Annotated in this window: 9 protein-coding genes; all 9 read right to left on the bottom strand. The window is 55.5% G+C overall.

Annotation, left to right across the window (positions count from 1 at the left end):
* Window positions 1-15: 15 nt before the first annotated feature.
* Window positions 16-3168: an efflux RND transporter permease subunit gene (locus H8K04_05895; protein ID UVT17083.1), complete on the bottom strand. Its 3153-nt coding sequence runs from the start codon at window positions 3166-3168 to the stop codon at window positions 16-18.
* Window positions 3169-3197: 29 nt separating this feature from the next.
* Window positions 3198-4256 carry an efflux RND transporter periplasmic adaptor subunit gene (locus tag H8K04_05890; GenBank protein ID UVT17082.1) on the bottom strand — a complete coding sequence of 353 codons (1059 nt, stop codon included), beginning with the start codon at window positions 4254-4256 and terminating at the stop codon, window positions 3198-3200.
* Between the two features lie 164 nt (window positions 4257-4420).
* On the bottom strand, window positions 4421-5635 hold the full coding sequence (locus H8K04_05885) for a TolC family protein (GenBank protein UVT17081.1): 1215 nt from the start codon (window positions 5633-5635) through the stop codon (window positions 4421-4423).
* A 73-nt stretch (window positions 5636-5708) separates the two neighbouring features.
* Window positions 5709-6341: a hypothetical protein gene (locus H8K04_05880; GenBank protein ID UVT17080.1), complete on the bottom strand. Its 633-nt coding sequence runs from the start codon at window positions 6339-6341 to the stop codon at window positions 5709-5711.
* Window positions 6342-6432: 91 nt separating this feature from the next.
* Entirely contained in the window at window positions 6433-6624 is a 192-nt protein-coding gene (locus H8K04_05875; GenBank protein ID UVT17079.1) for a hypothetical protein, read from the bottom strand.
* Between the two features lie 46 nt (window positions 6625-6670).
* On the bottom strand, window positions 6671-6877 hold the full coding sequence (locus H8K04_05870) for a hypothetical protein (GenBank protein UVT17078.1): 207 nt from the start codon (window positions 6875-6877) through the stop codon (window positions 6671-6673).
* A gap of 648 nt (window positions 6878-7525) precedes the next feature.
* On the bottom strand, window positions 7526-10663 hold the full coding sequence (locus H8K04_05865) for an efflux RND transporter permease subunit (GenBank protein UVT17077.1): 3138 nt from the start codon (window positions 10661-10663) through the stop codon (window positions 7526-7528).
* Window positions 10664-10712: 49 nt separating this feature from the next.
* On the bottom strand, window positions 10713-12422 hold the full coding sequence (locus tag H8K04_05860; protein ID UVT17076.1) for an efflux RND transporter periplasmic adaptor subunit: 1710 nt from the start codon (window positions 12420-12422) through the stop codon (window positions 10713-10715).
* Between the two features lie 16 nt (window positions 12423-12438).
* Window positions 12439-13728, bottom strand: a complete 1290-nt coding sequence (locus tag H8K04_05855; GenBank protein UVT17075.1) for a TolC family protein — start codon at window positions 13726-13728, stop codon at window positions 12439-12441.
* Window positions 13729-14261 lie beyond the last annotated feature (533 nt).

The following is a 14261-nucleotide window of genomic DNA, read 5'->3' as shown; positions in this document are numbered from 1 at the left end:
CTTATTTTCTTCACGCTAGAAACTCGGTCTATTGGGCACGGTATCTCTTTGGCTTCTCCCTTTTCGCTGGGTCCATGCTTTTCGAAGTCGTTCTTCCCAGACGTACAGCGTCGGAAGGACGAGAAGCGTGAGCGCTGTCGATGTCACAAGTCCGCCAATCACCACAGTGGCGAGTGGACGTTGCACTTCCGCGCCAGCAGAGGTTGAGAGAGCCATGGGTACGAATCCCAAGCTGGCTACCAGCGCGGTCATCAAGACCGGCCGCATGCGGACCAACGCCCCTTCATAGGCTGCGTCTTCCGCCGAGCGCCCCTGCTTTCGCAGATCTAAAATGTAGGACATCAACACGACACCATTGAGAACCGCCACGCCGAAGAGTGCAATGAACCCGACTCCTGCGGAGATCGAAAAAGGCATGCCACGGAATACCAACGCCAGAATGCCTCCGGTTGCCGCCAGTGGCACATTAAGATAGATGAGCAGCGCCGGCCTGAGACTATTGAAAGTTGTGTACAAGAGGACGAAGATAAGAAACAGCGTGATCGGTACGACAATCGCGAGCCGAGCAGACGCGCGCTGCAGATTTTCAAATTCACCACCCCATTCAATCCAATACCCAGGCGGCAGGGGCACGTGACGGGCCACCGCGTTCTGCGCTGCGCCAACAAATCCGGCGAGGTCTCGCCCGCGCACATTAGTTTCGACGGCCAGCCGCCGTTGAATGTTTTCCCGGCTGATTTGCGCCAGACCGGTTTCGGTACGAATATCCGCCAGTTGCCTCAGTGGGATGAGGCGACCTTCTGCATCGGCGATGCGAATATCCAGAATACGCTCGAGATTCTTCCGGTCTTCAGGACTAAACCGCACTTGCATGAAAAACCGGCGATTCCCCTGCACGACTTGTCCGACCGTCCGTCCGCCCAGCGTTGTGACGGTATCCAAAATCTGCTCAACATTGATGCCATAGCGAGCGATCTTTTCGCGGTCGATGGCTACCACGTGGTAAGGCATGCCGGCCACCTGCTCAGCCTTGGTGTCTGACGCTCCGGGGACCTCTGAGACCACCCGGACGACCTGATCACCAAGGCGGCGCAGAGTCTCCATATCTTCACCGAAAATGGTAATGGCAATATCGGAGCGCACTCCCGCGATTAATTCCTGGACCCTGAGCTCAATCGGCTGAGAATAACTAAACGTGTTCCCTGGAACAGCCTTAGCCAATGCCCCGTTGATCGCATCAATTAAATCATCCTTCGTGCTCGCGCTCGTCCGCTGCGAATCGGGCTTCATAATGAGATAGATGTCGCTAACCTCGACACCCATTGGATCGGTCGCGATTTCTGCTCGTCCAGTTCTCGATACAACTGTGGCCACTTCTGGAAACTCTTTGAGGACCTGCTCAATGCGGGTCGTGGTCCGAACTGATTCCTCTAAAGAGACGCTCGGCAGCCGCCATGCTTGCAGGGCGATGGTGCCTTCATCGAGCGTCGGAATAAACTCTGCGCCAAGAAAGGCGGCTACGCCGAGGCTGGTGGCAAACAGCGCAGCGGCAAGGCTTCCGGCGATAGCCGGGCGCCGCATCGTCTTTGCGAGAAATGGGCGATACCATCGCTTGGCCTGACGAATGATCCAGGTCTCCTCCTCTTTCACGCCTTGGCTAAGGAACAGACTTGCCAGCACCGGCGTGACGGTCAAGATCAGCACTAGAGACCCCACGAGCGCAAAGATGACGGTCACGGCCATCGGGCGAAACATCTTTCCTTCAATCCCTTGCAGACTCAGGATCGGCAGGTAGACGATGATAATGATGCCCACCGCAAACACGATCGGGCGCAGCACTTCTCGGCCGGCTTCGAGAATTACCACCCGCGTGTCGACCTCCGACAGGTGCGGGTTACTGTCGATGGCTTGTCGTCGTCCGGCAAGATGCCGGAGGGTGTTCTCAATCATGACGACGGACGCGTCCACAATCAGGCCGAAGTCGATCGCGCCAAGACTCATCAGGTTGCCCGAGATGTCGGCGGTCAGCATCCCGGTGAACGCCACCAGCATGGAAAGCGGGATGGCGGCGGTGACGATAAGGCCGGCCCGGAGATTTCCCAGAATGAGAAACAGCACGGCGATCACCAGTAATGCGCCCTCGGTCAAATTGGTACTGACAGTGTTAATCGTTTTTCTGACCAAATCGGTGCGATCGTAATAGGGCTCGATGGTCACACCGGGCGGCAAGGTTTTCTCGATCTGCTGCAGCTTGGTTTTCACCCGGTCCACGACAACGCGTCCATTCTCACCAATGAGCATCATGACGATGCCCGTAACCACCTCGCCACGACCATCGCGTGTGACGGCGCCTTGCCGGACCATAGGAGCAAACCGCGTCTTGCCCAAATTCCGGATATATATCGGCGTTCCGTTATGCCCGGTCGCCACGATGATGTTGTCGATGTCCTCCAATGTTTGCACAAGACCTTCACCCCGAATTAAATACTGCTCTTGGGCATGTTCGATATAACCTCCACCGGAATTAGCATTGTTCTGCTCGAGCGCCCGGAAGACTTGTTCGAGTGGGATTTTGTAGGAGACTAATTTGGCGGCATCGAGTTGCACTTCGTAAGTCTGCAACTCTCCACCGTAGGTGTTGACTTCCACCACCCCGGGAACGGAGCGGAGCTTAAAGGCAATATCCCAATCGAGAATTGTCCGCCGCTCCATGAGGGAATAGCCATTTCCTTTGACCTCGAACTGGAAGATCTCGCCCAATCCCGTTGAAATTGGTCCTAGCTCGGGGTTACCAAAACGCGGTCCGATCGCTTCGCGGGCCCGAGGCAATCGTTCCATCACCAGGCGCCGACAAAAGTAGATGTCCATTCCCTCGTCAAAATAGATGGTCACTGCCGAGAGCCCGAACCGGGAGACAGACCGGATCAGGGTGATACCAGGCAATCCGGACATCGCAGTCTCGACCGGGAAGGTAATGAATTGCTCGACCTCGACCGGGGAAAGGCCAGGCCCATTCGTGAGGATCTGGACTTGGTTCGGTGTTACGTCCGGAACGGCATCAATCGGCAGCTGCCGCATGGCATAGACGCCGCTGATGACGATGAGAAGGGCAAACACCAGAATCACAAAGCGGTTTGCCAGCGAAAATTCGAGGACTCGATTCAGCATAACAGGTGGTCTCCTAGTGGCATCAGCCGCTAACCTCCTCCACCTACCTGTTCTTTCAGTAAGATTGATTTGAGATAGAAAGCCCCAGTCGTCACGACCTTTTCCCCCTCACGTAAGCCCGAGCGAATCTCGCCATACGGCGGTGATCGCCGTCCCACGGTTACCTGCCTCGCCTCATACGTGCCTGGTTTCTTTTCCACAAACGCCACGGTCTTGTCGTTTACCTGGTGAAGAGCATCCAGCGGGGCGACGAGCGTATCATTGCCGCGGCCCGGCAAGATGACCGCAGCTCTGGCAAACATCCCAGGCCTGAGGCGACGCTGGGGATTTGGTATTTCGATGCGCGCATCGACCGTGCGGGTCGCGGGATTCATGACGTCACTGAGATAGACGATTGTTCCCTGGAAGATTTCGCCAGGAAGGGCATCCACCGTAATCTCCACATCGGCTCCCACTCGAACAGCCGCAAGATTCTGTTCATAGACATCAAGGATGATCCACACGGTAGCCAAGTCGACAATCGTAAAGGCCGTATCCTTCGGATTGATTAATTCTCCCAACGCGATCGTCCGTTCGATGACGGTTCCGTTCAAGGAAGAGACCAAAGGGAAATAAGAGAGGGGTTGCTCCTTGGCACTCCAATCGAGGCGCTTGATGTCTTCCTCGGACAGGCCGATGAGGCGTAACGCCTCATGGGTTGCGCGATAGGCGGCGAGGCTCTTTTCATGGCGTCCCTTCGCGTCCAGGAATTCCTTCTCCGAGGTAATCTGTTCTTTGTACAGCCCCTCTTCCCGAACATAGTTTCGCATATCCACATCATGGCTCGTCTTCGCCTGAAGAAAGTCGGATTTCTTTTGGCCCAGTTCGATGCTGTCCAGGAGGGCCAAGACTTGTCCTGACTTGACGTGTTGACCCAGCACCGCCTTGACCTCGATGACCCGGCCTTCAATGCGAGGACTCAGATGCGCCAGACGGTATTCGTTAGGCTTGATCGTGGCTGTGGCCGTGATCTCATCACGAAAGGGCCGGCGTTCGATGACGGTTGTCTGAAAAGCTTGTCCTGTGAGTGCCTCAGGTGGAACTGTCATTTGATGTGACTCACTGCTCTCATGACGCGCCCGTAATTTCTCTGCCTCCGCTGTTGCGTTCGGCGATGGCTGCTCTACACGACCCTCATTACAGCCCACGGCAAGAAAGATGAGCAGGCTGCAAATCGCTTCGATGCGCGTTCGTGACCGGAAGCGAGACCAGCTCATCGCAGTTCCCCCGTCCAACGTTCCAACCGCGCCAGTTCGACGGAGAGATTCGCCCGAGCCTGGGCATACTCAAGTAACATCTGTCGATGCACTCGTTGGGCATCAATGAACTCAAGAAGGCTCGCCGCGCCTTGCTGAAAACTAATCTTTGCGATCCGTAACGTCTCTTCAGCCTGTTTCAATAACCCTTTCTCAAACACGTCGAGCTGGTCCTGTGCCGCGTGGGCTTCCTCCACAGATTCGGTAATCGCTGAGACTAGATCATTTTGTGTCCTCACTTGCTCTGCCTCAGCTCGTTCCTTCGCCGACAAGGCCACCGTGATTTCTCCCTGCCGTCGATACCACAGCGGTATGGGGACACTTAGGCGAGCCAGGTAGGCCGTCTCGGCCGCTTCCTGGTGAAACAGGCCGGAGACCGTGACAAAAGGAATCAGAGATTGGCGTTCCTGCACAACGCTGTGCCCTGCCCGTTCGATTTCTTTTTGGACGCGATGAACCGTCGGATGCTGTTGTAGGGCGCTGGCAATTAAGTCTTCGAGGTACAATTCTGGTCGAGATGATACGAAGTCACCTTGGACATTGAAGTTTTTGCCGAGCACACCACCGGTTAGCGCATTTAGTCGAGACCGCGCGACAACCAAGGTGTGTTGAGCGTGATTTAAATCATTGCCGACCTTTTGAACTTCTACATTTGCTTTCAGGGTCTCAAAAGGTCTCGCCTGCCCAGCATCTACGCGAGCTTTGACGCTGCGGTGGAAGTCCTGCACGATAGCAAGAGCTTCCGTGATCAATTGCGCATTGCGCTGGGCGAGAAGTAGTTGGTAAAAGGCAATTTTGACATCAGCAAGGACATTTAACCGAGTCGCATCGGCGCTCGCCTCAAATCCGGCCAATCCCGCCTCGGCCGCCCGCTGACGGGCTTGGCGCATACCGGGCCACTCCAGCGGTTGACTCACCGTTACGCCACGCTCGAAGAACTGAGTATTTCCGAGAGACTCGCGGGTTCTACCGGGTCCGAAAGTTCCATCAATGGATGGATTGGGATAGGCCGAAGCGGTTGTTCGAATCCCGCGTCCCCGCATGACGAGGCTGGCCGCTTCCTGTAAACCAGGGTTGTTCTGTAGGGCCACGCCGATCATTTCCTCTAATCGATAGGAACGACTCTCTTGAACTTGCGCCAGGACCACTGTGCCGGTGAGGAGGACCGGCATGAGGACTCCTGCAAAAAGCAAAGCTCGTAGCAACGGATGTACCATGACAACTCCTCCTTACTTGTGAGGACAGTTACTTGCGCATCACCCAACCGATAAGCGGCGGTAACCAACAGAGATTCGCAACAATTGTCTCGATGGCCGTTAAGGTTTGTGTTGTAGGACTGAACCCCAACAGCCTCGCGGTTAGGAGGCCAGTGGGGACCACGAGAATAATTGCTGCGCTACTCAGCATGACGGGGTGTCTGACGTATTCGCTCAGCGCTCCTCCCCATGCCCCTACTTTTTTTCGAAGGAAGACGACACCGGCGACATTCGCCCCAAATTGGTCGCTCAAGGCGTAAAAGTATGGGATGTAAAAACCTTGCACTCCGTAGACATCGATTCCGATCATTCGGCTTCCCCAATCGATGACCCACGGAAGCACCATCCCAGACAGCTTTCCCCACCCATACGCCTCGGCCATTGACCCCGCTGAAGCTCGAATGCGTCGCCGGATGGCATAGATACCTTCAAACAGGCTTTCTCCTTCTCCGGAAAGCGTGCGAACGAGGGATTGACCGAGTGCACTTTGCTGGAATCCAAAATGATCAAGTACCGCGCCGGTAATGAGTCCACCTGCGAATCCTGCTCCGGTATACTTGAGCAGCTCACCGAATTCTTCCTGCTCATCACATGAATGACACTGCGCCTCGTGATCGACCATACTTACTCCAACTTATTTCAACCACTGGTTAGCCCAGTGCATGCATCGATTGACGGATTAGCAGAATAAGTGCTTATTGCAAGAGGCTTCGTCACGATCTGTCCTCTCCCTTTATTAACAGTAAAGTGGCAACGATGACGTAGGCTACAACCCACTTGATGTTCTCGGTGTCCGACGACACGAACTGCGATACCGGCACATAACTAAAGAGGAGGATCACAAACATCGCGACCCCCACCCAATTCCACCAGCGCATCTCCAGCATGAAATTAGCTCCTTTCATCCTCACGCTCTTAGAGCGTCTATTCGCCTCATCGCAAAACCAGGAATCAGGATAGGTCGCGGTCCGGACCTCCTCGTATTAACAATACGATCGCAACAATGGCGTAGGCTGCAATCGGAATGGCCCACAGGATCTTCGTGCTATCAAATTCCGGGGTGTCTAACCCCAGGATCAGCCATATCGGCTCAGCAGCGATGATTAAGATCCCCAACATCACAAATCCCACCCAATTGGACCCTCGCATCCTCATCATAAGATGAACTCCCTTCATCTCATCTCTACCTTGTATGGGCCATGGCCCGTACGCAGTGCATGTAAGACTAGACAATCGCTGGGCCGCATCCTGAGTGCAATACACTCAATACAGATAGAGACGTCAGAAGCCACATGATCATAGTGCATGAAGCTTTCTCATTGTCCGCCGTGCGGGCAATGCTCGCCTGTTGCCTTGTGCGAACAGCTGGTTGTGTTAGACGCTGAGGGGAGGATGGAAGAGGAACACGATAAAAGTCGGCACGAATAGCGCGGAAGTTGAGCTTACGTTCTCTGTGAGAAGAGACAGGGACTCAGGAACCGTAAGGGACACCGACTGGAATACAAAATGACACGGACATCCATGATCCAACACACTCGCCTCAGGGGAGGCAGAACCGCGCACTATTTCAGCTTGTATTGAGTGGTTAGTAACTTGCCACTCATCCAGACAGGTGAGACCCGTGAGTTGCACTCCAAGCAGGAAAACTAGCCCTATAAGCAACAGATTTGTCTGTCTCAGCGTTAACATGGTGCCCTAATATACCATAGTCTGCAGCTTTCGGATCGAGTTCTGTAGCTGCTTTTTCTCGTCTTCCATAACCCACACAATATAACGTGGAGAGCAAAAGCATCCACATCTGCCAGTTCATTCCGATGTCACTTCAGGAGATGGGGTGAGGAGTCTGGGTAATCCAAGCCCACGCCATAAGGCATAGATGGCGGGAATGACTAATAAGGTCAGGATCGTCGACGAAATCATCCCCCCGATCATCGGCGCCGCAATCCGTTTCATCACGTCGGCGCCGGTTCCGGTTGTCCACATGATAGGGAGCAACCCACCCATGATTGCGGCGACGGTCATCATCTTGGGTCGCACGCGTTGAACCGCACCCTCCATGATCGCTTCGCGGAGATCCTGCGCCGTGGCCATGCGACCTTCACGTACACGCCGCTCATACACTTCATCGAGATAGACGAGCATCACCACCCCCGTCTCAGCTGCCACGCCAGCCAGCGCAATGATGCCCACCCAGACTGCCACGCTGAGGTTATAGCCCAGGTATTGGAGATACCAGATGGCTCCGATCACGGCGAAGGGGACGGAAAGGAGGACGATCAGGGCTTTAGCGAGCGATCGAAAATTCAGGTACAAAAGCAACAGAATCACGGCCAATGTCATCGGGACCACTAGCTTCAATCGCTCTTCCGCCCGCACCAGGTGTTCGTACTGACCGGTCCAGATTAGCCGGTAGCCGGACGGGAGCGTCACTAGTTCGCGGACTGCCCGTTGGGCGTCCTGCACATAGCCGCGCAAGTCTCGTCCGCTGACCGACACCGAGACGAGTCCGGCGAGCGATCCCGCCTCATCTGCGATCGACGGGGGCCCTTGCGTGATTACCATTTCCGCGATTTGACTGAGGGGAACCTGCGCGCCGGTCGGCGTGGGAATCAGCACCCGCTTGAGCCGGTCCGGATCGTCGCGCAGCTCGCGCTTGTAGCGAACATTGACCGGATACCGTTCACGCCCCTCCACCGTGGTCGTCACGGTTTCTCCTCCAATGGCTGAAGTGATCACCGCTTGCACGTCTCCCACCGTCAGGCCATAGCGGGCCGCTTCACCCCGATTGACGATCAGATCCAAGTAATAGCCTTCGTTCAACCGTTCGGCAAAGGCGCTTTTGGTACCCGGAACAGTCGCCAAGGCCTGCTCGATCTCTAGACCGATTCGCTCGATTGTCTTCAAGTCCGGCCCCAGCACTTTGATTCCCACCGGACTTCGGACACCGGTCGTGATCATTTCCGTGCGAGTCTGAATCGGCATCCACCAGATGTTCGGAAAGCCAGGGATGCGCAGTTTGGCATCCATCTCATCAATCAACCGGTCCCAGGTCATGCCAGGTCGCCATTGCGCTTCCGGTTTCAAGGTAACCGTAATCTCAGCCATTCCTACAAAGGCTGGATCGGTGGCGGTCGGAGCCTTCCCCATTTTGCCGAATACCCGTTCAACTTCCGGGAAAGTGGTGAGCAACTGATCCTGAACCTGCAAGACCTTCGTCGCTTCGGGGATAGAAAGACCCGGGACGGTGGTCGGCATGTACAGGATGGTGCCCTCGTTCAGCGGCGGCATAAATTCCGCGCCGAGTCGAGAGAACACCGGCACCGTAGCGGCCACTGCCGCGACAGCGACGCCTACGGTCAGCCACCGGACTCGCAGGGCGCCTGAGAGGATGGGGCGATACAGGGCAATGAGCCACCGGTTCAGAGGATTTTTGGCTTCAGGGTGAACCTTCCCACGAATCAACAACACCATCAGCACGGGCGCCAACGTCACCGAGAGCGCGGTAGCAAAGAGCATTGAAAAGGTCTTGGTGTAGGCCAACGGCGTGAAGAGCCGTCCTTCCTGCGCTTCCAGGGAAAAAATCGGCAGGAACGATACAGCGATCACCAGCAGTGAAAAGAACAGAGGCCGCCCGACCGCTATTGCGGCAGCGATGATGATTTCCGTCCGGTTGCCTGAGGGAGATTGCTCCAACCGTTTATGGGCATTCTCGACCATCACGATCGCGGCATCAACCATGGCTCCGATGGCGATGGCGATCCCGCCCAATGACATGATGTTGGACGTAATCTTCAAGTAAGCCATCGGAATAAAAGCGAGCAGCACTGCCACTGGGAGAATGAGGATGGCCACCAGGGCGCTTCGAACGTGAAACAGAAAAACCAGTGCGATCAGACTCACTATCACACTTTCTTCAACCAGCTTCTCGCGGAGGACGGCGATCGCGCGATGAATAAGATCGGACCGATCATAAGTGGGAACAATGCGTATGCCCTCGGGCAAGGCGGGAGCAATGTCTTTCAATCTGGCTTTGAGCCGTTCGATCACTGTGAGCGCGTTCTCTCCGGCCCGCATGATCACGATGCCGCCGACCGTCTGGCCCTTGCCGTCCAATTCGGCAATGCCCCGCCGCTGGTCCGGCCCGAGTTGGACATTCCCGATGTCACGCACCAGGATCGGCGTACCTCGTCCATCCGTGCCGACGGGAATCAGCTCAATCTCATCAACCGACCGAAGATAGCCCCGTCCTCGAATGACGTACTCGGTACCGGCCATCTCCAACACTCGGCCGCTTACCTCGGCGTTGCTGTTGCGGACGGCTTCGATGACCTTCTGAATCGGGAGCCGATAAGCCGCTAACGTATTGGGGTCTACTTCAATTTGGTATTGTTTGACGAATCCACCGATCGCCGACACTTCCGCCACGCCAGGCACACTTTCCAGTTGGTACCGTAGATACCAATCCTGCAGACTCCTAAGCTGTGCAAGGTCGTGCGCCCCCGACTCGTCCACCAACGCGTACTGATAGACCCACCCAACACCGGTCGCATCCGGCCCCAGGGTCGGCGTCACGCCTGTCGGCAACTTGCCGGTAAGCTTCTGCAGATATTCGAGGACACGACTTCTTGCCCAGTAAAGATCAGTCCGGTCTTCAAAAATCACATACACGTAGGAAACACCGTATTCCGAAACACCTCGGACCCGTTTGACTTTAGGTCCAGCGAGCAGAGAGGTCACGACCGGGTAGGTAATTTGATCCTCAATAAGCGTGGGGCTGCGCCCCTGCCACTCGGTGTAGACGATCACCTGAACATCCGAAAGATCGGGAATGGCATCCAGCGGGACCTGAAACAAGGCCCACAGGCCCCAACTTGCCAGTACTAATACACAGAGAATGACGAGGACCGGATTGCGTGCACTCCCTTCGATAAGTCGAGCGATCATTGTTGTTTATCCCCCCACCCCGCGGCCTCAAGACGCACGCCTTTCTTGACTACATTCCATTCCCTGCGACTGAGAATTGAAACTTTTCAATAATCGGTGGTTGGCCTGGGATGCTCACGTTAGCGGTTACGACCCAAGTACCGCCCATGCCGAACAGCACCTTCCCTTCATAGAGTCCGTCCTTGGTCTGGTGCGCCGTCACCTTGGAATCGGTCATGCCTGGCATCGGCATGGTATAGACGAATAGGACTTGTGCATTAGTCACTGGCTTGTCGTTCAGATTCATTACCTTGAGCTTGAGGAGCACGTCACCGGCCTTGGGCGTTTCTGGAAGAGTGGTCAAGGTCAGCATGTATCCGCCGACCTTACGAGGTTCGGAAATCGCTTTCGCTGAACCCGAATCCATACCCGGCATTCCGCTCATGTCCTTCATGCCCTGCATTTCTTCCATTCCCTTCATACCTTTCATCCCCTGCATGCCGGACATGCCTTCCATCCCCTCCATCTTGGCTTCATAGGCGCCACGCATTTGCCAGTCCCCCATGCCGACCCTTCCCATCATGCCCTGCATGCTCGAAGCCGATGCTAATTTGCTCTCCGCATCCAATAAGAAATTGGCTGAGGTGACGATCCGATCTCCTTCTTTGAGTCCTTCCATGACTTCCACTGCATCCTGACTTCGACGCCCCACCTTGATCGAAGCAGGCTCATATCGCCCTTGCCCTCGATCCATGAACACGAGTTGACGGAGTCCCGTATCCAATATGGCTTCCTTCGGCACCACTAAGGTCCTGACCGAATCCGTCCGCAGGGTCACGTTCCCATACATGCCCGGCTTCAATTTCAACCTAGGATTCCGAAATTCCAACCGCACCCGTACTGTACGGGCTTCGGTATTCAGCGTCGGATATACATAGGCCACCTTGCCGTTGAATGTTTCTCCGGGATAGGCAGCGAAGGTCACCGCAGCCGGCTGACCGACTTTCGTGATCGCCACCTCTGGTTCATAAATTTCGGCGGAGATCCAGACCATGGAAAGATCCGCGATCTCATACAGCGTTGTGCCAGGCTCAACATACTTCCCCGGCAAGGCATCACGTTTCATCACAATACCGGAGGAAGGAGCGTAGACCGTGAGCACCGGGTCGGCGAGGCCCCGACGCTCAAGAGCCTCGATCTGTGACTCGGTCACATCCCAGAGTCGCAAACGCTCCCGCGCACTAGCCACGAGCGCATCAGCATTGGTTTTTACTTCGTCGAGCGGGCTCCCGGCCAGTTGCGCACGCATTTTTAGAGCAAGGAGATATTCATCTTGCGTGGATAAGAGATCCGGCGAATAGATAGTGAAGAGTGGTTCACCTTTGCGAACCGGACGACCGATCGAATCGACGAAGACCTTGCGAACCCATCCGGGTATTTTCAGTGTGACTTGCGCGAAGCTCCGTTCGTCGTAGCCGACCGTGCCAACCGTACGAATCTCTTCATCCAGCGTTGCATGGGCGGCCGGCGCACTGCGGACGCCGATCAACTGTCTCGCCACCGCCGGAACAACCACAGCCCCGGAAGAAGCGTCTGACATGCCTGGCATTGGCTCCCTATCTCTCATGGATTTCGCACCTTCCATTGACATCTCTTCTCTGGTCATCGACATGTCGCTCATCCCGCGATGTGCGGCAAAGAACCCGGCGCTGACTCCGACCAATAGGGCGGCTGCGGCAACACCGACAATAAGACCGTTTCTGTGCAGGTCCTGACTCATGGCCGTTCCTCCTTTCTTAGCTGTTCTCATGCAGGGCGGTTCCGATCACCTGTTCGAGTTCCGCGAGACGATTCTCCCGCTCGACCAACGCCCGGTAGTACTCCAGTTGAAACCCTCGCAAGGATCGCTGGGTATCAATGAGATCCAAGAACCCTCCCCTTCCCGTACGGTACACGACTTGCGCTGCCTCCAAGTTCTGCACGGCCTGGGGTAGGATCGTGGTGTGATACAACCTGGCCACTTGTTCACTCGCGCGGACCTTGGCCAAGATGTCGTTGACCTGGAAACGAGTGATGTTCTCCAGCGTGTGCCGTTGTGCACGGGCCGCCGCGACGGATGCCAAGGCTTCTTGCACACCGGCGTCATACTTCGGTTTGGTCCAGAAGCTGAACGGGATGGTCATAGCCATGTAGGCGCCAAATCCATCATTGGCCTGAAAGTTTTGAAAACGCTGGAATGCCACATTAAAGTCCGGATAGTACTGACGCTGAGCGAGCATGCGAGACTGCTCGCTGTGGCGGACCGTCAGTTCTGCGGCTTTCAACTCCGGTCGAGCGTTCAGCGCAAGGCGGTGCAGATCATCAATAGTGGTATCAATCGGCCTCAGAGACGGCTCCTGCGGAACGCCCAACGGCGATAAGGGATCCCGGTCCAAGAGCGTATTCAGCAGCGCGGCAGCGGTCTCCTGCCGCTGTTCCAGAACGGGAAGGTGCTGGTGCAACACAGACACCTCGACCTGAGCCTTAAACACATCGGCCTGTGTTCCCTTTCCGGCCCGGAACTTCGCGTTCGCAATCTCGAAGAACTGCCTGAGCAATCCGACCTGTTCATGATGAATCTGGATCGCTTTATGCGCAAGAAACAGGTCGTAGTAAGCCTGCTTGAGACGGGCGATCAGCTCCCTTTCTTTCCCATGCAGCGCCTGCTCGGTTATCTCGGCTGACCGACTCGCGATTTCGCTTTTAAGGGCCCGCTTGCCCGGGAATGGGAAATTCTGCGAGAGGCTGAAGATGGTGTTCTGCGTCTGCGTGACGTTGAAGCTCTGCGGAAAATTCCACAAGTTCACGGACAGAGTGGGATCGTCCAGTGACCGTGCTTGTATAATTCGTTGTGAGGAAGCTTCCCATTGCTTGCGTGCCGAGACAAGCTCTGGGTTTCTCTCCAAGGCTTCCCGGATCAAGTCCTGCAACACCAAAGGCGATTGTGCAGCCTGATCGGCGGCATCGACGACATGGCGTCCATCTATTGCGAGTGTCATGCTCAAGACTGTTATGGCCAGTAGCAAAAAACGAATTGCACGAGTCATGGGTTAGTCCTCCCCAGAGCTTTCCTGCCCGAATCTCAGACTTTCATCCCGCTACAGAGGAAACAGCGGGATGAGCTCATGCTCGGAGCCGGGCAGATAACGCAATGATGAAACGATATGAGGAAGAACCAGAAAGATCAGATTCGAAGCACTGTGCTAGCGAGAGACTGATGGGGAGGAGAAGTTGATTCGAGATGGAGATATAGACTGGTAATCCGTACGAGCCGAGGGCTCACCGTGGAAAGCGTGGGCAGCGTATGGTCTGCCGACCAATGATGGTCCACGAGCAACGATGATGATTGAGCCTGGGATTCGACTCCCAAGATCTTGAATGCGTCACACAATTGCCGACTAGGTTGTTCTTCCGGAGTTGAGCAGCCGTTGGCCATGGACGCATCGCTGATATATGACAGAGGCAGTACGCAAGCGTACGCATTGAAGCTGAATGCCAGGAGGAATACCGCGATGGTCCCCGCGAGAAGAGATCGGGAGTGATGAGAGCTTAAATACATATGGTAAGTCTATCCTTCTGT

It is taken from the genome of Nitrospira sp., from assembly GCA_024760525.1.
Classification (GTDB): domain Bacteria; phylum Nitrospirota; class Nitrospiria; order Nitrospirales; family Nitrospiraceae; genus Nitrospira_D.
The sequence above is the reverse complement of the archived record's forward strand: the minus strand, read 5'-3'. Positions and strand labels throughout refer to the sequence as shown.